Annotated in this window: 18 protein-coding genes; 8 read left to right on the top strand and 10 right to left on the bottom strand. The window is 72.7% G+C overall.

What is annotated here, in order from left to right:
* The first annotated feature begins 101 nt into the window (after window positions 1-101).
* The gene (gene ybaK / locus Sfr03f_RS12295) at window positions 102-602 is read left to right on the top strand and encodes a Cys-tRNA(Pro) deacylase (protein WP_108953879.1); all 501 of its coding nucleotides are present in this window, start codon (window positions 102-104) and stop codon (window positions 600-602) included.
* Between the two features lie 376 nt (window positions 603-978).
* Here the strand turns inward: ybaK and Sfr03f_RS12285 are convergent, their stop codons facing one another.
* The 4 genes from Sfr03f_RS12285 to Sfr03f_RS12265 all read right to left on the bottom strand — a co-directional run bounded on the left by Sfr03f_RS12285 (window position 979) and on the right by Sfr03f_RS12265 (window position 5,286).
* Window positions 979-1,773 carry an AAA family ATPase gene (locus Sfr03f_RS12285; protein ID WP_174721575.1) on the bottom strand — a complete coding sequence of 265 codons (795 nt, stop codon included), beginning with the start codon at window positions 1,771-1,773 and terminating at the stop codon, window positions 979-981.
* Window positions 1,774-1,807: 34 nt separating this feature from the next.
* Window positions 1,808-2,650, bottom strand: coding sequence for an ABC transporter permease (locus Sfr03f_RS12280; RefSeq protein WP_108953878.1), 843 nt, complete (start codon window positions 2,648-2,650; stop codon window positions 1,808-1,810).
* A 214-nt stretch (window positions 2,651-2,864) separates the two neighbouring features.
* Complete coding sequence (locus Sfr03f_RS12270) at window positions 2,865-3,836, bottom strand: ABC transporter ATP-binding protein (protein WP_108953876.1); 972 nt, start codon at window positions 3,834-3,836, stop codon at window positions 2,865-2,867.
* Between the two features lie 130 nt (window positions 3,837-3,966).
* On the bottom strand, window positions 3,967-5,286 hold the full coding sequence (locus Sfr03f_RS12265) for an NYN domain-containing protein (RefSeq protein ID WP_108953875.1): 1,320 nt from the start codon (window positions 5,284-5,286) through the stop codon (window positions 3,967-3,969).
* A gap of 263 nt (window positions 5,287-5,549) precedes the next feature.
* On the opposite strand from Sfr03f_RS12265, the gene Sfr03f_RS30610 reads away from it, so the two are divergent.
* The gene (locus Sfr03f_RS30610; protein ID WP_170145068.1) at window positions 5,550-5,717 is read left to right on the top strand and encodes a hypothetical protein; all 168 of its coding nucleotides are present in this window, start codon (window positions 5,550-5,552) and stop codon (window positions 5,715-5,717) included.
* 90 nt (window positions 5,718-5,807) lie between these two features.
* Here the strand turns inward: Sfr03f_RS30610 and dnaE are convergent, their stop codons facing one another.
* Window positions 5,808-9,347 (bottom strand): DNA polymerase III subunit alpha, encoded by a 3,540-nt coding sequence (dnaE, locus tag Sfr03f_RS12260; protein ID WP_108953874.1) that lies wholly within the window; start codon window positions 9,345-9,347, stop codon window positions 5,808-5,810.
* A 177-nt stretch (window positions 9,348-9,524) separates the two neighbouring features.
* Between dnaE and Sfr03f_RS12255 the strand changes: the two genes are divergently transcribed.
* From Sfr03f_RS12255 to Sfr03f_RS12240, 4 genes are all read left to right on the top strand, one after another.
* Window positions 9,525-10,214 (top strand): hypothetical protein, encoded by a 690-nt coding sequence (locus tag Sfr03f_RS12255; protein ID WP_108953873.1) that lies wholly within the window; start codon window positions 9,525-9,527, stop codon window positions 10,212-10,214.
* Window positions 10,215-10,430: 216 nt separating this feature from the next.
* The gene (locus Sfr03f_RS12250; protein WP_108953872.1) at window positions 10,431-11,255 is read left to right on the top strand and encodes a thioredoxin domain-containing protein; all 825 of its coding nucleotides are present in this window, start codon (window positions 10,431-10,433) and stop codon (window positions 11,253-11,255) included.
* 123 nt (window positions 11,256-11,378) lie between these two features.
* Window positions 11,379-13,058 (top strand): alkaline phosphatase D family protein, encoded by a 1,680-nt coding sequence (locus Sfr03f_RS12245; protein ID WP_108953871.1) that lies wholly within the window; start codon window positions 11,379-11,381, stop codon window positions 13,056-13,058.
* 331 nt (window positions 13,059-13,389) lie between these two features.
* A complete protein-coding gene (locus Sfr03f_RS12240; RefSeq protein WP_108953870.1) occupies window positions 13,390-14,367 on the top strand; it encodes a zinc metalloprotease in 978 nt (325 codons plus the stop codon).
* Window positions 14,368-14,386: 19 nt separating this feature from the next.
* Here the strand turns inward: Sfr03f_RS12240 and Sfr03f_RS12235 are convergent, their stop codons facing one another.
* Entirely contained in the window at window positions 14,387-14,956 is a 570-nt protein-coding gene (locus Sfr03f_RS12235; protein WP_108953869.1) for a dienelactone hydrolase family protein, read from the bottom strand.
* Between the two features lie 60 nt (window positions 14,957-15,016).
* On the opposite strand from Sfr03f_RS12235, the gene Sfr03f_RS12230 reads away from it, so the two are divergent.
* On the top strand, window positions 15,017-16,138 hold the full coding sequence (locus Sfr03f_RS12230) for a mechanosensitive ion channel family protein (protein WP_108953868.1): 1,122 nt from the start codon (window positions 15,017-15,019) through the stop codon (window positions 16,136-16,138).
* A 40-nt stretch (window positions 16,139-16,178) separates the two neighbouring features.
* Here Sfr03f_RS12230 and Sfr03f_RS12225 read toward each other — a convergent pair whose 3' ends face one another.
* The 4 genes from Sfr03f_RS12225 to Sfr03f_RS12210 form a co-directional block, all read right to left on the bottom strand.
* A complete protein-coding gene (locus tag Sfr03f_RS12225; protein ID WP_245967531.1) occupies window positions 16,179-16,661 on the bottom strand; it encodes a GNAT family N-acetyltransferase in 483 nt (160 codons plus the stop codon).
* Window positions 16,658-17,602 (bottom strand): RluA family pseudouridine synthase, encoded by a 945-nt coding sequence (locus Sfr03f_RS12220; RefSeq protein ID WP_108953867.1) that lies wholly within the window; start codon window positions 17,600-17,602, stop codon window positions 16,658-16,660. The genes Sfr03f_RS12225 and Sfr03f_RS12220 overlap by 4 nt, the downstream gene beginning before the upstream one ends.
* An 87-nt stretch (window positions 17,603-17,689) precedes the next feature.
* Window positions 17,690-18,268: a signal peptidase II gene (gene lspA, locus Sfr03f_RS12215; RefSeq protein ID WP_108953866.1), complete on the bottom strand. Its 579-nt coding sequence runs from the start codon at window positions 18,266-18,268 to the stop codon at window positions 17,690-17,692.
* A gap of 68 nt (window positions 18,269-18,336) precedes the next feature.
* Window positions 18,337-18,792, bottom strand: a complete 456-nt coding sequence (locus Sfr03f_RS12210) for a TraR/DksA family transcriptional regulator (RefSeq protein WP_108953865.1) — start codon at window positions 18,790-18,792, stop codon at window positions 18,337-18,339.
* Window positions 18,793-19,440: 648 nt separating this feature from the next.
* Between Sfr03f_RS12210 and ileS the strand changes: the two genes are divergently transcribed.
* Window positions 19,441-22,593 (top strand): isoleucine--tRNA ligase, encoded by a 3,153-nt coding sequence (gene ileS, locus Sfr03f_RS12205; RefSeq protein WP_108953864.1) that lies wholly within the window; start codon window positions 19,441-19,443, stop codon window positions 22,591-22,593.
* The last annotated feature ends 232 nt before the right edge of the window (window positions 22,594-22,825 follow it).

Below are 22,825 nucleotides of genomic sequence, written 5' to 3'. Positions count from 1 at the left end.
CCCGGTGGACGGCGCCACGCGTCCCCGCAACCCGGCACTACGCTGCGCGGGGACGCATCCCGGCCCCTCGGCGGGCCGGTGGATCCGCGGAGGACGGGAAGATGGCGAAGAAGTCGAAGAAGCAGCAGTCCGGCGGGACGCCCGCCACGGTCGCGCTGACCGAGGCCGGCACGGCGTTCACCGTGCACGCCTACGAGCACGACCCCTCGCACCCCTCGTACGGCGAGGAGGCCGCCGAGGCGATGGGCGTGTCGCCGGAGCGGGTGTTCAAGACCCTGGTCGCGGACGTGGACGGCTCGCTGGTGGTGGCCGTGGTGCCGGTGGCGGGGTCGCTGGACCTGAAGGCGCTGGCCGCCGCCGTGGGCGGCAAGCGGGCGGCGATGGCCGACCCCGGGCTGGCCGAGCGCACCACGGGATACGTCCGGGGCGGGATCTCGCCGCTGGGCCAGCGCAAGCGGCTGCCCACGGTGCTGGACGCCTCCGCGGAGGGCCACGAGACGATCTGCGTCTCCGCCGGCCGGCGCGGCCTGGAGGTCGAACTGGCCCCGAAGGACCTGGCCTCCCTGACCTCCGCGGTGCTCGCGCCGATCGGCCGGGCCTAGGCGACCCGGAGACGCGCCCACCCGGCCGGGGCGGGCGTGGGAGCCGGTCGGGGTCGAGGCCCGGCGTGGGCCCGGGGTGAGGGGGCCTGGGGCCCGGCGTGGGCCCGGGGTGAGGGGGCCTGGGGCCCGGCGTGGGCCCGGGGTGAGGGGACCTGGGGCCCGGCGTGGGCCCGGGGTGAGGGGACCTGGGGCCCGGCGTGGGCCCGGAGGCCGGGGGCCCAGCGGGGCCTGGGGGCCAGGGGCCCGGGGCCTGGGCGCGGCGTGGGCCTGGGGGGCCCAGCGGGGCCTGAGGGCCGGGGGCCCGGGGCCTGGGCGCGGCGTGGGCCCGGGGGCCCAGCGGGGCCTGAGGGCCGGGGGCCCGGGGCCTGGGCGCGGCCTACTTCCGGAGGTTCACGGCTGCCGCCGGTTCGTCGCCGTCGTCGCGCAGGTCGCCTCCCGGCTCCTCGTCCTCGCGCGGCACCAGGAGCGCGGTGAGGGTCAGGTGGGTCAGCAGGGCCACCACCGGCCAGGCGGCCAGCGCGCTGATCGCGTGGAGTTCCAGCGGCGCGTCGAACCGGACGCCCTCGCCCACCTGGCGGGCGTGCGCCGCCACGTCCCGGGTGGGGCCGAGCGACATGCCGACCTGCCACGCCACCAGCGATCCGAGCAGCCCGCCGAGGCACAGCCCCGCGACCACCGGGACGCCGCCGCGCCGCGCGAGGAGGAACACCGGCACCGCGCCGACCAGCCCGAAGGCCGCGGCCAGCAGGGTGAACGTTCCGTCCGCGCCGACCGCCTGCTCGCCCTCGATGTCGGCGAGGAAGGCGACCCACCGGCCGTCGGTCACGTCGCCCACCAGCGGCACCCGCGGCGCCAGCCAGTACCAGAGCAGCCCCAGCAGCAGTCCGGCCGCGGTGAGCGAGCCCAGCACCAGCGCCGCCTGGCGCAGCTCGGTGCGCAGGCCGGGGCCGCCCTCCAGGTAGGCCCGCAGCGCCGAGCGCGGCGTGTACCGGTGGGAGCCGCCGGCCGGCTCGGCGGCCGTCGCGCCCTCGCCGTGCCGCTCGGATGCCTGCGACCCGTCGGACACCGGGGAGGCGCCGTGCACCGTGGCGCCGTGGGCAGTGCCGTCCTGGGCAGTGCCGTCCTGGGAGGAGGACTGCGGATGCGGAGGAGGAGTCAGGGGTGCGGTCACCCTGACATCGTGCCAGGCCGGGCCGGACGGCGCGTCACCGGACGGCGGCCCTGCGGTAGGCCCAGGTGGCCACGGCCAGCGAGACGACGCCGACGGCGGCGCAGACGGCGAGGTCGCCCAGCACGAGGGCCCAGTCCGGCCGCGCCCCGAAGGAGCGGGTGAACGCCTCGACCGCGTAGGTGGAGGGCAGCAGGTCCCGGGCCAGGGCGACCGCCTGCGGCATCCGGGAGGCGGGCAGCACGCCGAGCAGCAGCGCCGCGGACATGCCGAGCTGCCCCAGCAGGGTGGCCAGCTCGGGCCGGGGCGCGAGCAGCCCGCAGGCCGCGCCGAGCCCGGCGAGGGCGGCCCCGGCCAGCGGGACCACGGCGGCCAGCACCCACAGGTGGGTGAGCGGCAGGCCGAAGAGCAGGCACCCGAAGACCGCCGTGACCAGGGTCCCCGGCACGGTGAACGAGGCGTAGGCGGCGGCCGCGCCCAGCACCACCGCGGCGGGCGGCACGGGCAGGGTGGCGTAGTGGTCGAGCCCGCCGCCGGCCCGCAGCTGCCCGAAGTACTGGGAGAGCAGGTTGAGCGCCACGAAGGCGACGACCAGGACCGAGGAGCCGGCGACCACGGCGCGCGCCTCGTCGCCGCCGTCCACCACGCCGCGCATCAGGATCATGATGCCGACGGACTGGAAGGTCGCCACGAACAGCAGCGGAATCCGGGCGACCCGGGCCCGGGAGAGCTGGGCGCGGTAGACGGCGTCGAGGGCCGGCCACAGCCGGGTCCTGGGTCCCAGCTCGGCGCACGGCATGGGGGCGGCGGCCGTCGGCCGCGGGGCCGCGGCGGGCGCCGGTACCGTGGCCGGCCGGGTCTCGGCGGGTACGACGCTCACAGGCTGCTCCTCATCGTCGACGCGGTCGTCCGCCCGGCACTCCCGGCGCCGCTCGTCCCGTCCCCGGCGCGGGCGCCGTCACCGGCCCTCGTGCCGCCCCAGGTGCGGACGCCTTCATCGGCCCCCGTGCCGCCCCCGGTGCGGGCGCCGTCACCGGTGCCGACCGCGTCGCCGCCCCTCGTGCCGTTCCCGGCGCGGACGCAGTCGCCGCTCCTCATGCCTTCACCAGTCCCCGGGCCTCGCCGCCGAGCGCCAGGTAGACGTCCTCCAGGCTCGGCGTGGCCAGCGTGAAGTCGTCCAGCGCGGCGAAGGCGGCCCCGCCGGTGACCGCGCCGACGGCGGCCCGCGCCTCGTCGGGGCCGAGCCGCAGCGTCCAGCGGCGGCCGGACTCGACGGCGCGGCCGCGCAGCGCGGCCACCTCGGGCACGTGCAGCGGGGCGCTCTCCCGCCAGACCAGGTCGACGCGGACCTCGTCGGCGACGCGCTCCTTGAGGCCCGAGGGCGTGTCGCAGGCGATGACCCGGCCCCGGTCGAGCACGGCGACCCGGTCCAGCACGGTCTCCGCCTCGATGACGTTGTGGGTGACCAGCAGCACCGTCGCCCCGCGTTCGGCGCGGCGGCGGTCGACGGCGGACCAGACGGCGCGGCGGGCGACCGGGTCCATGCCGGTGGTGGGCTCGTCGAGGACCAGCAGGGGGCGCTCGCCGACCAGCGCGGTGGCGAAGCAGGCGAGCCGGCGCTGGCCCCCGGACAGCTTGCGCAGGGGGCGGCCGGCAAGGGGGGTGAGGCCGAGTTCGTCGAGGACGGCGTCCCGCTCGGCGCGCGCGGCGCGCACGTCGAGCCCGCGCAGCCGGCCGGTGGTCTCCACGGCCAGCGAGACGGTCAGCTCGTCCAGGGCGGTCGACTCCTGGCCGAGGTAGGCGAGGATCCGCGAGGCGCGCTCGGGGTGGCGGACGACGTCGTGGCCGTAGAGGGTGACGCTGCCGCGGTCGGGCCGCATCAGCCCGGTGATCTGCCGGACCAGGGTGGACTTGCCGGCGCCGTTGGGGCCGAGCAGGCCGAAGATCTCGCCGCGCCGGATCTCCAGGCTGACGGCGTCAGTGGCCCGCACCTCGGGGGTGCCGGGCGCGCCCCGGCGGCCGCGGCCGGCCGGGTAGGTCTTGGTGAGGTCACGCACCGCGCACACGGCCTCGGGGTGAGGGGACGGCGGTGCGGAGCGTGCGTTCACAAGGGATGAGCCTACGGGGTGCCCGACTCGGCCCGAAAATCAACCCCGCCGCCTTCGGCGCCCCGCCGTGCGCCCGGCAGGGGGCGGTTCACTCGGCGACGGCCGGGCGCTCGGCCCCGGTGTGGCTGTCGACCTCGCGCCAGAAACCCGCACGGATGGCGTAGCGGTCGTGCTCGTCGATCTGGTCGTCCTTGTGCGCCAGCAGTCCGAAGCGGGCGGCGTAGCGGAGCAGTTCGCCGTCGATGCGGTGCGGGATGCGGGGGTACTCCGCGGAGAGCTTGCCCAGGCAGGCGGTGTCGGTGACGCGCTGGATCCACCGGCGGGCGAAGACCTGGCCGACCTCGTAGGCGTCGCCGCCGACGCTGGTGATGTCCTCCTCGTGGTCGGCCCACCGCTGCTCGGCGCTGGTGAGCTGGGCCAGCGTGGGCAGGGTGGCTGCCTCCGGGGACTCGGGCGGTGTGCCGGGGCGCTCGACCCAGCCGCGGTCGGAGGACCAGCGCAGGGTGGCGGTGGCGGGCTGCGGCGCGGGGGCGGCGGCCGGGGGGCCGGGGGTCCGCAGGGCGGCGAGGTCCTTCGGCGTGGGCACGCCCCTGGTGGCCTGCGCCCGGTCGGCGCCGCCGTCGCCGTGACCGTTGACGGCGGCGCCGTTGAGGGGCCGTCCGTCGAGGGGATGGCCTTCGAGGGGGCGCCCGTCGAGAGGGTGTCCGTCGAGGGGGCCTGCGTCGACGGAGGCGGGGTGGGAGCCGTCGCGGGCGGGGGGCTGCCGGTCGCCCTGGGCGGGGGGTTCGCCGGGCGGGGCGGAGAGGATGGCGGCGATCTCGGGCCGCGGCGCGGGCTGCGGCGGGCAGGCTCCGGCGAGGTCGCGGGCCCGGACGGCCTGGGTGATCCAGGCCCGGTCGAGGACGCGGCGTTCGTCGGCCTCGGCGACCAGGTCCTCGGACTGGTTGTAGTTGTTGTCGGCGGCCTGCACGGCCCAGAGGTGGACGGCGACGCCGTGCTCCTTGGCGGACATCATCCCGGGCAGCAGGTCGCCGTCGCCGGTCACCAGGACGATGTCGGAGCAGGCGCGGTTGCGGGCCAGTTCGGTCAGTTCGGCGTGCATGGCCGCGTCGACGCCCTTCTGCGCCCAGCGTCCGTCGGAGCGCGTGAGGGCGCCGAGGCGGACGGTGACCCTGGGCATCACCCTCAGTCTTCGGTGCTCCGGCTGCGGGACCCGGTCGGGGGCGCCGTCGAACCAGTAGATGCGCAGCAGGGGTTGCCGGGTGTCGGCCTCCGCGCGTTCGCGCAGGCCCTGGACGAGGGCGGCGTGGTCGACGGAGATGCGGGACCGCGAGGGTTCTCCGGCGAGGAGGCTGGCGGCGGCACCCAGCAGATATCCGGCGTCCACCAGGACGATGCAGCGGTCCACGCGGTCACCCTCTTTCCTCTGTCCGGGGAGGTGTGCTTCGGGCTCGGTTCGAGTCTGCCCCAGCACGAGGGTCCACACGGCCCGAACTCGATCTTCGGCGTGGCGTTTGGCCGTGCGGCGCCGGGCCGCCGCGGGCCCGTGACGCCGCGGCGCCCCAACGGGCCTGTCACAGACGGTAGTCGTCCGACATGCGTGCGTGAGCGGCCTGTGTGAGTCTGAATTCGGCTCTGGCCCACCGATTCCCCCGCAGGAGGAAGATCACCATGGCCAAGAACAAGAACACCCGCAAGCCGGCCCAGCGCGCCGCCCGGTCGGACCGTCCGCAGCAGCGCTCGGACGAGGCCGCCCCGCACCAGTCCACGGTCGCCCAGGTCCAGGGCAGCCCGGCGGACGTCGCGCGCAACAAGCAGCGCCGCTTCGGCCACAACTGACGTACGTCCGGCGCGCGCGTCGCGCCCTGAGGGGCCTGCCCGGGCTCGCACCGCGAGCCGAGGCGGGCCCCTGAAGCGTTCCGCCGGGGGTCAGCCCGCCAGGCAGGACGGGCCGAGCAGCACCTTGAGGTCGCCGTAGAGGGCGGGGTCGGGCTTCACCCGGTGCCGGTCCAGGCGCAGGACGGTCGTCTTCCGCGGGCCCTGCAGCTTGATCCGCACCTCGCTGTCGCCCTTGTGGCTGGAGAGGATCTCCCCGAGCCGGGTCACCATCGGCGGGGTGACCTTCACCGCCGGGATGGTCAGCACCACCGGCGCGTTGGTCCCGGCGTTGGACAGGTCGGGGACCATCAGCTCCATGGCGACCAGCCGCGGCACGTCCTCGCGCTTGTCGAGGCGGCCCTTGACGAAGACGACGGCGTCCTCGACGAGCTGGGTGGAGACCAGCTGGTAGGTGGCGGGGAAGAACATGCAGTCGATGGAGCCGGCGAGGTCCTCGACGGTGGCGATGGCCCAGGCGTTGCCCTGCTTGGTCATCTTGCGCTGGATGCCGGAGATGATGCCGCCGATGGTGACCACGGCGCCGTCCCCGTAGTCGCCGCCGGTGAGCTGGGCGATGCCGGCGTCCGCCTTGTCGGACAGGACGTTCTCCAGACCGAAGAGCGGATGGTCGGAGACGTACAGGCCGAGCATCTCCCGCTCCTGGGCGAGGAGGTAGGTCTTCTCCCACTCGTCGGTGGTGAACTCGACGTCCAGTCCGAAGCCGGGTTCGTCGGCGCCCTCGTCGCCCATGCCGCCGAAGAGGTCGAACTGGCCCTCGGCCTCCTTGCGCTTGACCTGGACCACGTTGTCGATCATCGGCTCGTACTGGGCGATCAGGCCCTTGCGGGTGTGCCCGAGGGAGTCGAAGGCGCCGGCCTTGATGAGCGATTCGGTGGTGCGCTTGTTGCAGACCACGGCCTCGACCTTGTCGAGGTAGTCGGGGAAGGAGGAGAACTTCCCCTTGGCCTTGCGGGTCCTGATCACCGAGTCGACGACGTTGGAGCCGACGTTGCGGACCGCGGAGAGGCCGAAGAGGATCACGTCGTCGCCCTGGGCCGCGAAGTTGGGCTCGGACTCGTTGACGTTCGGCGGGAGCACCTTGATGCCCATGCGGCGGCACTCGTTGAGGTAGACCGCGGACTTGTCCTTGTCGTCCTTCACCGAGGTGAGCAGACCGGCCATGTACTCGGCCGGGTGGTTGGCCTTGAGGTAGGCCGTCCAGTAGGACACCAGGCCGTAGGCGGCGGAGTGGGCCTTGTTGAACGCGTAGCCGGCGAAGGGCACCAGCACGTCCCACAGCGCCTGGATCGCCTCGTCGCTGTAGCCGTTCTTGCGGGCGCCGGCCTGGAAGATGGTGAAGTTCTTGGCCAGTTCGTCGGGCTTCTTCTTGCCCATCACGCGGCGCAGGATGTCGGCCTCGCCGAGCGAGTAGCCGGCGACGATCTGCGCGGCCTTCTGCACCTGCTCCTGGTACACGATCAGGCCGTAGGTGACCGCGAGGACCTCCTCGAGGGGCTCCTCCAGCTCCTTGTGGATCGGCGTGATCTCCTGCTGCTTGTTCTTGCGCAGCGCGTAGTTGATGTGCGAGTTCATGCCCATCGGGCCCGGCCGGTACAGGGCCGAGACGGCGGAGATGTCCTCGAAGTTGTCGGGCTTCATCATGCGCAGCAGGGAGCGCATGGGGCCGCCGTCGAACTGGAAGACGCCGAGGGTGTCGCCCCGCTGGAGCAGTTCGAAGGTCTTCGGGTCGTCGAGCGGGAGGCTCAGGAGATCGATGTCGATCCCCTTGTTGGCCTTCACCATCTTGACGGCGTCGTCCATGATCGTCAGGTTGCGCAGGCCGAGGAAGTCCATCTTCAGCAGGCCGAGCGACTCACAGCTCGGGTAGTCCCACTGCGTGATGGTGACGCCGTCGGTGTGCCGGACCCAGACCGGGACGTGGTCGGTGATGGTCTCGCTGGACATGATGACGCCGGCGGCGTGCACGCCCATCTGCCGCACCAGGCCCTCGACGCCCTTGGCGGTGTCGATGACCTTCTTGACGTCGGGCTCGTTCTCGTACATCGACCGGACCTCGCCGGCCTCCGAGTAACGGGGGTGCTTGGGGTCGGTGATGCCGGAGAGCGGGATGCCCTTGCCGAGGACGTCGGCGGGCATCGCCTTGGTGATGCGGTCGCCCATCGCGTACGGGTAGCCCAGGACGCGGGCGGAGTCCTTGATGGCGTTCTTGGCCTTGATGGTGCCGTAGGTGCCGATCATGGCGACCTTGTCGGCGCCGTACTTCTCGGTGACGTACCGGATCACCTCGACGCGCCTGCGCTCGTCGAAGTCGATGTCGACGTCGGGCATGGAGACGCGCTCGGGGTTGAGGAAGCGCTCGAAGATCAGGCCGTGCGGGATGGGGTCGAGGTCGGTGATGCCCATCGCGTAGGCGACGATCGAACCGGCCGCGGAGCCTCGGCCGGGGCCCACGGCGATGCCGTTGTCCTTGGCCCAGTTGATGAAGTCGGCGACCACCAGGAAGTAGCCGGGGAACCCCATCTGGATGATGACGTCCATCTCGTAGTCGGCCTGCCGCTGCCGGTCCTCGGGGATGCCGCCCGGGTAGCGGCGCTCCATGCCGCGGCGGACCTCCTCCTGGAACCAGGTGACCTCGGTGTAGCCCTCCGGGATGTCGAACTTCGGCATCAGGTCGCGCTTCTCGAACATGCCGGTGGTGTCGATCTGTTCGGCGACCAGGAGGGTGTTGCGGCAGCCCTCCTGCCAGGCGTCGGAGGAGTCGATGGCGTACATCTCGTCCGTCGACTTCAGGTAGTAGCCGGTCCCGTCGAACTTGAAGCGGTCGGGGTCGGAGAGGTTCTTGCCGGTCTGGATGCACAGCAGCGCGTCGTGGGCTGTGGCCTCGTGCGCGTAGGTGTAGTGCGAGTCGTTGGTGACCAGCGGCGGGATGCCGAGCTTCTTGCCGATCTCCAGGAGGCCTTCGCGGACCCGGTGCTCGATGTCGATGCCGTGGTCCATCAGCTCCAGGAAGTACCGGTCCTTGCCGAAGATGTCCTGGTAGTCGGCGGCCGCCTTGACGGCCTCGTCGAACTGGCCGAGCCGCAGCCGGGTCTGGACCTCGCCGGAGGGGCAGCCGGTGGAGGCGATCAGGCCCTCGGACCACTGGGAGATGGTCTCCTTGTCCATCCGGGGCCACTTCTGCAGCCAGCCCTCCTTGTAGGCGTCCGAGGAGAGCCGGAAGAGGTTGTGCAGACCGGTGGCGTTCGCCGCCCAGATGGTCTTGTGGGTGTAACCGCCGGAACCGGAGACGTCGTCGCGCTTCTGGTGCGGCTGACCCCACTGGATCTTGCGCTTGTTGCGCCGCGACTCGGGGGCGACGTACGCCTCGATGCCGATGATCGGCGTGATCCCGGACTTCTTCGCGGTGTGGAAGAAGTCGTAGGCGCCGTGCAGGTTGCCGTGGTCGGACATCGCGATGTGCGTCATCCCCATGTCCTGGCAGGCCTGGAACATGTCCTTGAGCCGCGCGGCACCGTCCAGCAGGGAGTACTGGGTGTGGACGTGCAGGTGCGTGAAGGGCGGCTTCGACACGGGTGGGGCCTCCTGAGGAGCACGGGTCGGGGGGTGCGCGTGGTCCGCTTGTCGGTCTCGAAGTCTATGCCCCGCCGCCGACAAGCCGGGGCATCGGGAACCTTCCCGGCCCGGGCCGGTGGCCGCCGTCACCTTTTACCAGTCCTTTAACCTGCGGCGTGCCAGACTTTCCGCGAGATGGACATGTCCCGGGCCCCCCTGAGAGCCGCGCGCGCGGTGCTGTTCACGGCACTGGCCGTGACGGTCGGCAGCGCGTCCCACGTGCTGCTCTCGGGCGCGCCGCTCCCGCTGTCCACGGTGGCCGCGGTCTGCGCGGCCGTCTTCGTGGCGGCCTGGGCGCTGGCCGGCCGGGAGCGCCGCTTCGGGTCGATCGCGGCCCTGCTCGTCCCCCTCGAACTGGCCGTCGACACGGTCTTCACCTCCGGCCAGCACGCCTGCTACGGCGCGGCCGGCGGCCCGGTGACCGGTCCGCTGCACTCCGTCGGCCTCGACCTGCTCTGCGCCGGCACCCCGGTGGGCACGTCCCTGACGCCCGCCGCCTCCCCGGAGGGCGCCGCCGCGGTGCTGGCCGAGAGCGGGCCCGGCGCGGCCTGGGCGCTGCTCGCCTGCCACGTCGGGGTGGGGCTGCTGGCCGCCGCCTGGCTGAGCCGCGGCGAGCGCGCGCTGGCCCAGGTGCTGCGCGCCGTCGCCGCGACCACCTTCCGCCCGCTGCTGGTGGCCTTCGCCACCGTCGCCGCGCCCGCCGTCCGCGTGCCGCGGCCCGCCGTCCGCGCCACCGCGGCCGCCGCGCCGCGGATCCGGTACCTGGTGCGCTCCCTGGGGCTGCGCGGGCCTCCCGCCCCGCACGCCGCCGTCGCCGCCGCCTGACCCGCGGCGCCCGCGGGCCTCTCGCGGTTCCCCGGCCCGGCCCCGCCGCCGGAGTTCGGGCCCCGTGCCGCCTGCCGCCCGCGAGCGCCCCGTGACGTGCCCGCGCGCCCGCGTGCCCCGTCGGCCTCCTCCGCTTCCGCGGGTCTTCGGCTTGTCCCGCTTTCAGCCTTTTCCAGTTTTCTCAGCGTCTTCTTTCCCACTTACCAGGAGAACCCCATGAGCCAGCGCAACTCCCAGGCCGCCAAGACCGCCGCCCGCGAGCGCCTGCGTCAGGAGCGCGAGCGCGAGGCCAAGCGCGCGAAGACCAAGCGCCAGGTCGTCGTGGCCGTGTCCGTCGTGGCCGGCCTCGCGATAGCCGGCGGCGTCGCCTACGGCATCGCCCAGGCCAACAAGCCCTCCGCCTGGGAGGCGGCCGAGACCGCGAAGCTGGTCGCGCCCGCCAACACCGAGGGCAAGAACGGCCTGAACGTCGTCATCGGCGAGGCCGGGGCGAAGAAGACCCTGGCCGTCTACGAGGACCCGCGCTGCCCGGTGTGCGCCGCCTTCGAGCAGAGCGTCGGCGAGACGCTCCGCAAGGGCATGGAGGACGGCAAGTACAAGGTGCAGTTCGTCGGCGCCACCTTCCTCGACGGCAACCTCACGGGCGAGGGCTCCAAGAACGCCCTGAGCGCCCTGGGCGCCGCGCTGGACGTCAGCCCGGAGGCGTTCCTCGACTACAAGGCCGCCCTGTACTCCGCCAAGTTCCACCCGGAGGAGTCCACCGACAAGTTCGCCGACGACGACTACCTGGTCAAGATCGCCAACTCGGTGGACGCCCTCAAGGGCAACAAGGACTTCGAGAAGGACGTCACGGACGGCACCTTCGACCGCTGGGCGCTGGAGATGAGCAAGAAGTTCAACTCCGACGGCGAGAAGTACGGCTTCAAGGGCACCCCGTCCCTCGTCATGGACGGCAAGATCGTCACCGACGCCAACGGCCAGAACGCGCCGATGACGGCCGAGGACTTCACCACTGCCATCGACAAGGCCCTGAAGGGCTGAGACGAGGTCCTGAAGGGCTGATTCCGGGCCGGCCGCGGCCGGTGGCCGAATAGCTGTGGAAGATCGGGCGAACTCTTGTGAGTTCGCTCGCTCTTGCATGTACGCGTCAGTAGCCTCCGGCCCATGAGCCGACAGAGACCGACCTCCGACGCCTCCCCCTCCGCCGTCCTCCCGCACTCCTCCGCCGCCCTCTCGCCCAGCCGCCGCACGGTGGTCAAGGCGGCCGCGGCGGGCGCCGTGCTGGCCGCGCCCCTGGCCGCCGCCGTGCCGGCCCGGGCCGCCACCGCCGCCCCCGCCTTCCTGCACGGCCTGGCCTCGGGCGACCCGCTGCCCGACGGCGTCCTGCTGTGGACCCGGGTCACCCCCTCGCCCGACGCGACGCCCGGGTCCGGGGCGGGGGCGGACACCCCGGTGGAATGGGTGATCGCCACCGACCGGGCGCTGTCGGGGGTGGTGGCCCGCGGCACGGTCACCGCCACGGCCGCCTCCGACCACACCGTGAAGGCCGACGTACGCGGGCTGCGCCCGGCCACCGACTACTTCTTCCGCTTCACCGCCGGTGGCGTCCACTCCCCCGTCGCCCGCACCCGCACCGCGCCCGCCGCCGACGCCGCGGTGACCGGCCTGCGCTTCGGCGTGGTCTCGTGCGCGAACTACGAGTCCGGTTACTTCTCGCCGTACCGGCACCTGGCCGGCCGCGGTGACCTGGACGCCTGGCTGCACCTGGGCGACTACATCTACGAGTACGCCAGCGGCGACTACGCCTTCGGCGGGGTGGTCCGCCCGCACCGGCCCGAGCACGAGATCCTCTCCCTCGCCGACTACCGGATGCGCCACGCCCGGTACAAGACGGACCCGGACCTCCAGGCGCTGCACGCGGCCGCACCCTGCGTCGCCATCTGGGACGACCACGAGATCGCCAACGACACCTGGTCCGGCGGCGCCGAGAACCACACCGAGGGCGCCGAGGGGACCTGGGAGGCCCGCCGGGCCGCCGCCAAACAGGCCTACTTCGAGTGGATGCCGGTCCGGCCCGCGATCGCCGGGACCACCTACCGCCGGCTGCGCTTCGGCAAGCTCGCCGACCTCTCGCTGCTGGACCTGCGCAGCTTCCGCTCCCAGCAGGTGTCCTCAACCGGCGGCGCGGTGGACGACCCGGACCGCACCCTCACCGGCCGCGCCCAGATGGACTGGCTGAAATCCGGCCTCTCCGCCTCGGACACCACCTGGCGGCTGGTGGGCAACTCCGTGATGATCGCGCCGTTCTCGGTGGCGCAGCTGCCGGAGTTCGTGCGCGAGCCGCTCGGTGAGCTGCTGGGCCTGCCGGACCTCGCCATCAGCGTGGACCAGTGGGACGGCTACACCGCCGACCGCAAGGAGCTCATCTCCCACCTGCGCGCCGGCTCCATCCGCAACACGGTCTTCCTGACCGGCGACGTCCACATGGCCTTCGCCAACGACGTGCCGGTCAACGCCACCACCTACCCGCTGACCGCCTCCGCGGCCACCGAGTTCGTGGTCACCTCGGTGACCTCGGACAACCTGAACGACTACGTGGGGGTGGCGGAGGGGGCGATCACGTCGGTCGCCGCCCCGGCCATCCGCACCCTGAACCGGCACGTGAAGTTCGTCGACACCGACCAGCACGGCTACGGCGTGTTCTCGGTGACGCCCGAGCGGGCGCAGATGGACTACTACCGGGTCTCCGACCGCACGGATCCGGCCGCCACCTCCCACTGGGTGCGCTCGTACCGCACGCTCAGCGGCACGCAGAAGGCGGAGCGGACCTATGACCCGGTGTAGTCGACGCGCGTAACACGCCAGGAGCGATTTTCAGCCACTGAGACCGAGGACGCTTCGTCCGGCGCGGGCGCACAGCAGGTCCGGACCAGCTTTCCGTCGTCACCGAACCAATCCGGACACTTGGACCGCCCGCGTGCGCTCCACGTCACGCCGCCGCCTCCCTCCACGGGGGGCGGCGGCGTCCGGCGTGCCCGATTGCCCCGGTCTGCACCCCGCCTCATCAGGCCGGATCCGCACTCTCGTCGTCTCGCCATGTCCACGTAATGTCCGGGCAGCGGCCAGGTAGACCCCTGCGCGCGCCCCGTCCCTCCGCACGAGCAAGGAGCTCACCATGCGTGCGTTCGCCCGGATATCCCCCCAGACGCGCCGCCGTCTCCTCGGTGCCGCCGCCGTGGCCGGATCTCTCGTCCTCGCCCCGGTCTCCGCCCCCACGACGCTGGCCGCGGCCCCCGCCGCCAAGGTCGCCACCGCCGACCACTGCGAGGACACCACGGCCTCCGCGGCCCGTCAGGCGAAGGGCCACGAGCACGGCGCCGCCGACCCGAACCAGGTCACCGCCGCCAAGGCCAAGGCCATGCAGGCCGACCTGGAGAAGGCGCTCGCCGACAAGCGCACCGCCCCGTCGGCCGCCGCGGTCTCCGCCACCATCCCGGTGTACTTCCACGTGATCACCGACGGCACCAAGGGCAACCTGACGTCGACCGAGATCAACAACCAGATCAGCGTGCTGAACAACGCCTACGCCGGGCAGGGCACGGGCAACGTCGCCACCGGCTTCTCCTTCTCGCTGGCCGGCGTCGACTACACGAACAACGCGACCTGGTACAACGTGAGCTCCGGCTCCGCCGCGGAGAAGGCCATGAAGACGGCCCTGCGCAAGGGCGGCAAGAACGCCCTCAACATCTACTCCGCCAACCTCGGCGGCGGCCTGCTCGGCTGGGCGACCTTCCCGACCTCCAACATCGGCTCGCAGGACGGCGTCGTCCTCCTGGACGAGTCGCTGCCGGGCGGCTCCGCGGCCAACTACAACCAGGGCGACACCGCCACCCACGAGGTCGGCCACTGGCTGGGCCTCTACCACACCTTCCAGGGCGGCTGCAACGGCAACGGCGACTACGTCTCCGACACCGCCCCCGAGGCCAGCCCGGCCTACGAGTGCCCGACCGGCCGCGACACCTGCACCAAGTCCGCGGGCGCGGACCCGATCCACAACTTCATGGACTACACCTACGACTCCTGCATGTACCAGTTCACCGCCGGCCAGGTGACCCGCATGCAGCAGGCGTGGACCGCCTACCGCGCGGGCTGACCCAGCGCCCGGGCGCGGACTAGAGCGCGTCGAGGAAGCCGAGCGCCACCCTCCAGGTGGCCTCGGCCGCCTCGGCGTCGTGGTCCGGAAGACCGGGGTCGGTGTAGAGATGACCGGCCCCGGGATACCGGTAGATCTCGACGTCCGCGCCGGCCCGGCGCATCTGCAGGTACCAGGAGCTCAGCCAGTCGTCCGTCTCGAACGGATCGGGCTCCGCCACGTGGAGCTGCACCGGCAGTTCGTCCACCGCGGTGTTCGCCGCGAGGTCGGAGGTTCCGTGCAGGAGCAGCAGACCGCGCGCCTTGTCGTCGCCCAGCGCCAGGGTCTGCGCGGTGGCCGCTCCCAGCGAGAAGCCGGCGTACACCAGCCCGCGCTCCGAGTAGGGCGCCGCCGCCAGCACCGCCCGCTTCAGCAGTTCGTCCGCGCCGATCGCGGCATGGTGGTCCATGCCCTCCTCCACCGTGTCGAAGACCCTGCCCCCGAAGAGGTCCGGGGTCCACACCTGGTGGCCCGCCGCGCGCAGCCGGTCGGCCGCCTCGTGGACGGCGGGGCGCAGGCCGTAGGTCGAGTGGAAGAGCATCACGTTCATGAGTCAATGCTCACACGACCTTCGCGTTCGGCTCCTCCCGGTCCGGGATAAGCGCGCCGAATGGAGAACGTCATGCGCCCGCTCATCGTCCTCGGCGGCTCGGTCCTCCTCACCCTCGTCATCGGGTGGGCCACGGACCTGCTGCTCCGCAAGGCCGACGAACGCCACCCGGAGACCCCGGCCTGGGGTCTGCTGAGGCGTGCCCGTATCCCCTACCAGATCGCCCTGTGCGTCGCCCTGCTGCGCGCCACCTACGACGAGGCGCAGATCGGCGGCCCGTACCGGGTGCTGATCGGCCGCGGCATCACCCTGGTCCTCATCGGGGCCACCGCCTGGCTGCTGATCCGGATCGCGGCCGCGATCGTGGAGGCCACCTACGACCGGTACGCCAGGGTCCACCACGACGCGGCACGGGTCCGCCGGGTGCGGACCCAGGTCGAGCTGATCATGCGGGTGGTCACCGCGATCGTCGGCGTGGTCGCCGTCTCGGCGATGCTGCTGACCTTCCCGGCGATGCGCGCGGCGGGCACCTCGCTGCTGGCCTCCGCCGGAGTCCTCGGCATCGTCGCCGGCGTCGCCGCCCAGTCCACCCTGAGCAACGTCTTCGCCGGTCTGCAGATCGCCTTCGGCGACATGGTCCGCATCGGCGACACCGTGGTCGTCGAGGGCGAGTGGGGCACCGTCGAGGAGATCACCCTGACCTTCCTGACCGTGCGCACCTGGGACGAGCGCAGCTTCACGATGCCGGTGTCGTACTTCACGTCCAAGCCGTTCGAGAACTGGTCCCGCGGCGGCAGCCGGATGACCGGCGTCGTCTACTGGCACCTGGACCACCGGGCCCCGGTGGAGGCGATGCGCGACAAGCTCCGCGACATCCTGCGGCACTGCCCCGCCTGGGACGGCCGGGCCCACGGCGTGCAGGTCACCGACACCACGCCGACCACCATGGAGGTCCGGGCGCTGGTCACCGCCAAGGACGCGGACGACATCTGGACGGTCCGGGTCACCGTCCGCGAGGAGATGCTGCGCTGGCTGGCGGCCGAGCACCCCTACGCGCTGCCGCGCATCGTCACGGCCACGCCGGAGACGCCGATCAGCCTGCCCCTGCCCACCGCCGAGCGGGCCGGGCAGCCGGCCCCCGCCGCGCGCGACGGCGTGCCGAGGCCCCGGCTCGAGAAGTGAGCCGGGGCCGGGAGGGCCGCCCCGGGGCGGCCCCGTCGGGCTACAGCGTGCGCCGCATCGACCGGTGCGGGATGCCGGCGTCCTCGAAGACCGGCCCGTAGGCCTGGTAGCCGAGCCGCTCGTAGAAGCCCAGGGCGTGCACCTGCGCGCCGAGGTCGACCACGCCCAGCCCCCGCTCCCGCGCCGCGTCCTCGATGGCCCGCACCAGCGCCACGCCGACGCCGAGACCGCGTGCCTCGGGCAGTACCGCGAGCCGGCCCAGCGAGCCGACCGACGGGTCCCCGCCGGTCTTCTTCGCGGCCACCTCGCCGTACAGCAGTCGGCCGGTGCCCAGCGGAAGACCGTCCTCCTCGCGGACGGCCAGCACGTGCACGGCGTGGGCGTCCAGCGCGTCGTACTCGATGTCCTCGGGGACGCCCTGCTCGACGACGAAGACCTGGTTGCGGACCCGGAAACAGGCCTCACGCCCGCCCGGGTCCTCGGCGACCCGGACCACGACGGACCCTGCGGCGGGGGCGCTCACGCGTAGGTCTCCTCACTCACCTTGTCGAGGGCCTTGCGCAGGTCCTCCGGGTACTCGCTGGCGAACTCGACCCAGTCGCCGGTGCCGGGGTGCTCCAGGCCGAGCCGCACGGCGTGCAGCCACTGACGGGTCAGGCCGAGCCGCCTGGCCAGCGTCGGGTCCGCCCCGTAGGTGAGGTCGCCGACGCAGGGGTGCCGGTGGGCCGACATGTGCACGCGGATCTGGTGGGTGCGCCCGGTCTCCAGCTTGACGTCCAGCAGGGACGCCGCGCGGAAGGCCTCGATGAGGTCGTAGTGGGTGACCGACGGCTTGCCCTCGGCGGTGACCGCCCACTTCCAGTCGCTGCTGGGGTGACGGCCGATGGGGGCGTCGATGGTGCCGCTGGTCGGGTCCGGGTGGCCCTGCACCAGGGTGTGGTAGCGCTTGTCGACCGTGCGCTCCTTGAACTGGCGCTTGAGCGAGGTGTACGCGTGCTCGGACTTGGCGACGACCATCAGGCCGGAGGTGCCGACGTCCAGGCGGTGCACGATGCCCTGGCGCTCGGCGGCGCCGGAGGTCGAGATCCGGTAGCCGGCCGCGGCCAGCCCGCCGATCACGGTGGGGCCGTTCCAGCCGGGCGAGGGGTGCGCGGCCACGCCGACCGGCTTGACGATCACGACGATGTCGTCGTCGTCGTGCACGATCTCCATGCCCTCGACGGGCTCGGCGACCACCTGCACGGGCGCCGGGGCCTGGGGCATCTCCACCTCGAGCCAGGCGCCGCCGGAGACCCGCTCGGACTTGCCGACGACCACCCCGTCGACCTGCACCTTGCCCGCCGCGGCCAGCTCGGCCGCCTTGGTGCGGGAGAAGCCGAACATCCGGGAGATGGCGGCGTCGACGCGCTCGCCCTCCAGGCCGTCCGGCACGGGCAGGTTTCGGATCTCGGGAATCGTGCTCACCCGTCGAGTATGCCGGACGGGTGACGGCGAACGGCGCGCGGCCTTGTGCGGCCGCTCCCCGCGGGAGGGCGGCCGCCGCCTCGCGCCTCAGTCCTTGTGGACGGTGCCGTCCGGGTCCAGGCCCTTGAAGGAGAGCAGCACGATCAGGATGCCGCCGCAGACGATCGCCGAGTCCGCCAGGTTGAACACCGCGAAGTGCTTGGGGGCGACGAAGTCGACCACCGCGCCCTCGAAGACGCCCGGCGAGCGGAAGATGCGGTCGGTGAGGTTGCCCAGCGCGCCGCCCAGCAGCAGGCCGAGGGCCACCGCCCACGGCGCGCTGTAGAGCTTGCGGGCGAGCCGGAAGATCACCACGATCACGGCGGCCGCGATCACCGTGAAGATGATGGTGAACGCCTCGCCGAAGCCGAAGGCGGCGCCCGGGTTGCGGATCACGTCCAGGCGCAGCCACTCGCCGAGCAGTTCGACGGACCGGTTGCCCGGCTCCAGCTCGGCCACCACGATCAGCTTGCTGACCAGGTCGAGGACGTACGCCAGCACGGCCACGAGGACGAGCACGGTGATGCGCCGCTTGCCCCGCGGGGGCTGCTGCTCCTCGCTCTCCTGTGGGGCTGCCGCCTCGTCCGGAGTCTCCGGCGTACCGATGATGCGCTCCGCCTCTGCCACGTGAGTCCTTCGGCCTGGTTACCTGACTGGAAGGAGAGCGTACGGCACGGCCGCGGCGACCGCTGTGGTCAGTGCCTCCTCTCCTGCTTCTGCTTGCACTCGACGCACAGGGTGGCGCGCGGGAAGGCCTGCATGCGGGCCTTGCCGATGGCGTTCCCGCAGCTCTCGCACAGGCCGTAGGCGCCGGCGTCCAGCCGCTCCAGGGCGTGCTCGGTCTGGGTCAGCGTCTCGTTGGCCGCCGACGCCAGCGCCAGTTCGTGTTCGCGGGTGATGTTCTTCGCCCCGGTGTCGGCCTGGTCGTCGCCGGCCCCGTCGCCGGAGTCGCGCATCAGCCGGGCCAGGGCGCGTTCCGCCGAGGCGATCTCCTCGCGCAGTCTCGCGGCCTCGCCCTCCAGTTCCGAGCGGGCCTCCTCGACCTCTTCCCGGGTCCACGGGTCCTCGCCGGGGCGGACCGCCAGGTCTCCCGGTTCCACCGGCGCCTTCGCCACCGTCGCCGCCGTGGCCGCACTCTTCCCGTTGGTCACGCGCCTGCCTCTCGTCCCGGGCGCGGCGGACGCCGCACCACGCTGCCGACCCGCTTCGCCGGCCGCCGCTCACGCGGCGGCGCCCTTCTTCCCGCCCTGCCGCGGTTCAGTCGTCCGCGGCCCCCTCACGTGCTGTGATCCTGCTCGCGCATCGTGCTGGGACCATAGATCGGCCCGGCACCGGCGGCAACGGGGCTCGCCGCTGCATGCGTTGTGCCCATCTGCGGCCCCGGTATGCGCGGCACGGGGGCCGAACGGGTGCCCCGGCCGGCGGGCGCCCCCGGGGCCCGCGGAAAAGCCGTCACCGTCACCCGCCGTGGCCCCTTACACTGGCCCCAGCGACAAGGCGTGGATGGGACGAGTAGCGTCGCCCGCAGCCCAGAGCGACCCGGGGACGGTGGGAGCCCGGGGGCGAGCACGACGTGAAGATCACCCCGGAGCCGCCGGAAGAACGCCCGGAACCCCGCGGACAGTGCGAAGGGGCCCGGGCCGGTAGACCCGGCAGTCGTGACCCGAATGAGGGGGTCACCGGGCGCGCGTGAGCGGGCACCGGCGGCCAAGGAGGGTGGTACCGCGGGACCGCGCCGACGGCGCACGGCTCTCGTCCCTCCGACGGAAGGCAGCAATGTCCGTTGGAGGAAGCCGCTGATGACAGCGCCGACGTACCGCCAGGTTCCCGCACAGGTCGACCTGCCCGCGCTCGAGCACGCCGTGCTCGACTTCTGGCAGGACCAGAAGATCTTCGCCAAGTCGCTGGAGCAGTCCGAGGGCCGCCCGGAGTGGGTGTTCTACGAGGGCCCGCCCACCGCGAACGGCATGCCCGGCGCCCACCACATCGAGGCCCGCGTCTTCAAGGACGTCTTCCCCCGCTTCCGCACCATGCGCGGCTACCACGTGGCCCGCAAGGCGGGCTGGGACTGCCACGGCCTGCCCGTGGAGCTCGCGGTGGAGAAGGAACTCGGCTTCACCGGCAAGAAGGACATCGAGAACTACGGCATCGCCGCGTTCAACGCCCGGTGCCGCGAGTCCGTCACCCGCCACACCGACGCCTTCACCGAGCTGACGACCCGCATGGGCTACTGGGTCGACCTCGACGACGCGTACCGCACCATGGACCCGGAGTACGTCGACTCCGTCTGGTGGTCGCTGAAGGAGATCTTCAAGAAGGGCCACCTGGTCCAGGACCACCGCGTCGCCCCCTGGTGCCCCCGCTGCGGCACCGGCCTGTCCGACCACGAGCTGGCCCAGGGCTACGAGACGGTCGTCGACCCCTCCGTCTACGTCCGCTTCCCGCTGACCTCCGGCCCGCTGGCCGGCCAGGCCTCGCTCCTGGTGTGGACGACCACCCCCTGGACGCTGGTCTCCAACACCGCGGTCGCCGCCCACCCCGAGGTGCCCTACGTGGTCGCCACGAACGGTGAGGAGAAGCTGGTCGTCGCCGAGCCGCTGGTCGCCAAGGCGCTCGGCGAGGGCTGGGAGACCACCGGCGAGCGCTTCACCGGCGCCGAGATGGAGCGCTGGACCTACCGGCGGCCCTTCGACCTGGTGGAGTTCCCGGCCGGGTCCGAGGCCCACTACGTCGTCAACGCCGAGTACGTCACCACCGAGGACGGCACGGGTCTGGTCCACCAGTCCCCCGCCTTCGGTGAGGACGACCTCAAGGTCTGCCGCGGCTACGGCATGCCGGTGGTCAACCCGGTCCGCCCCGACGGCACCTTCGAGGAGGACCTGCCGCTGGTCGGCGGCGTGTTCTTCAAGAAGGCCGACGAGGCGCTCACCGCGGACCTGCAGGAGCGCGGCCTGCTCTTCCTGCACCTGCCGTACGAGCACAGCTACCCGCACTGCTGGCGCTGCCACACCGCGCTCCTCTACTACGCGCAGCCGTCCTGGTACATCCGCACCACCGCGGTCAAGGACCGGCTGATCGAGGAGAACGAGAAGACCAACTGGTTCCCCGAGAACGTCAAGCACGGCCGCTTCGGCGACTGGCTGAACAACAACATCGACTGGGCGCTCTCCCGCTCCCGCTACTGGGGCACCCCGCTGCCGATCTGGCGCTGCGAGGAGGGCCACCTGACCTGCGTCGGCTCCCGCGCCGAACTGTCCGAGCTCACCGGCGCCGACCAGTCCGGGCTGGACCCGCACCGCCCGTACATCGACGACGTGACCTTCGGCTGCCCCGAGGAAGGCTGCGGGCACACCGCGGTCCGCGTCCCCGAGGTCATCGACGCCTGGTACGACTCGGGTTCCATGCCGTTCGCGCAGTACGGCTACCCGTACAGGAACAAGGAGCTGTTCGAGAGCCGCTACCCGGCGCAGTTCATCTCCGAGGCGATCGACCAGACCCGCGGCTGGTTCTACACGCTGATGGCGGTCGGCACGCTCGTCTTCGACAAGTCCTCGTACGAGAACGTGGTCTGCCTGGGCCACATCCTCGCCGAGGACGGCCGCAAGATGTCCAAGCACCTGGGCAACATCCTCCAGCCGATCCCGCTGATGGACCAGCACGGCGCCGACGCGGTGCGCTGGTTCATGGCGGCCGGCGGCTCCCCCTGGGCGGCCCGCCGGGTCGGCCACGGCACCATCCAGGAGGTCGTCCGCAAGACGCTCCTCACCTACTGGAACACCGTCGCCTTCCAGGCCCTGTACGCCCGCACCGCCGGCTGGGCGCCGAGCGAGGCGGACCCGGCGCCGGCCGAGCGGCCGATCCTGGACCGCTGGCTGCTGTCCGAGCTGCACGCGCTCACCGACGGCGTGACGAAGGCGCTGGAGGCCTACGACACCCAGCGGGCCGGCAAGCTGCTGTCGGCCTTCGTGGACGACCTGTCCAACTGGTACGTCCGGCGCTCCCGCCGCCGGTTCTGGCAGGGCGACAAGGCCGCCCTGCGGACCCTGCACGACGTGGTGGTGACGGTCACCCAGCTGATGGCGCCGCTCACCCCGTTCATCACCGAGCGGGTCTGGCAGGACCTGGTCGTCCCGGTGGTCCCGGACGCCCCCGAGTCGGTCCACCTGTCCGCCTGGCCCGAGGCCGACCTGGACGCGGTGGACGCCGAGCTCTCCCAGCAGATGACGCTGGTGCGCCGCCTGGTGGAGCTGGGCCGCGCCACGCGCGCCGAGTCGGGCGTCAAGACCCGCCAGCCGCTCTCGCGGGCGCTGGTCGCGGTCTCCGGCTTCGAGCGGCTCGGCGAGGAGATGCGGGCGCAGATCACCGAGGAGCTCAACGTGGCCGCGCTGGCCTCGCTGTCCGAGGTGGGCGGCTCGCTGGTCGACACCACGGTGAAGGCCAACTTCCGCGCGCTGGGCAAGCGGTTCGGCAAGCGGGTGCAGGAGGTCGCCAAGGCGATCGCCGCGGCGGACGCGGCGGCGCTGTCCGCCTCGCTGCGGGAGACGGGCACCGCCTCGGTGGACGTCGAGGGCGAGACGGTGTCCCTCTCCCCCGAGGAGGTCATCGTCACCGAGACCCCGCGTGAAGGCTGGTCGGTGGCGTCCGACTCCGGCGCGACGGTCGCCCTGGACCTGGAGATCACCGAGGAGCTGCGGCGTGCGGGCCTGGCCCGTGACGCGATCCGGCTGATCCAGGAGGCCCGCAAGAACAGCGGCCTGGACGTCGCGGACCGCATCGCGCTGCGGTGGACCTCCGCGGACGCCGCGGTCGTCGAGGCGCTCACCGCCCACGCGGGGCTGGTCTCCGACGAGGTGCTGGCCACGGACTTCGCCCGGGGTGAGGCCGACGACACCTTCGGCGCGGACTTCACCGACGAGGGCCTCTCCCTCACCTTCCGCCTCCGCAAGGCGTAACCCTCCCGCTGCACCGAGGCCCGGTTTCCCCGCCCGGGGGGCCGGGCCTCGCCGCACTCCGGGCCCACTGAGCGCACCGTCACGCGTGAACGCGAGGGCCTGCGCCCACCCGTGCCGCCCCAGCGGCACGATGGCCCGCAGGGTGTTCCACCCGCACGGCGAAAGGGCGGTGCCCCGAACCACCAGGGTTCGGGGCACCGCCCTTTTTACGCCGACGACAGGCGTGCCGTAC

This window comes from Streptomyces fragilis (assembly GCF_003112515.1).
GTDB lineage: Bacteria > Actinomycetota > Actinomycetes > Streptomycetales > Streptomycetaceae > Streptomyces > Streptomyces fragilis.
The sequence above is the reverse complement of the archived record's forward strand: the minus strand, read 5'-3'. Positions and strand labels throughout refer to the sequence as shown.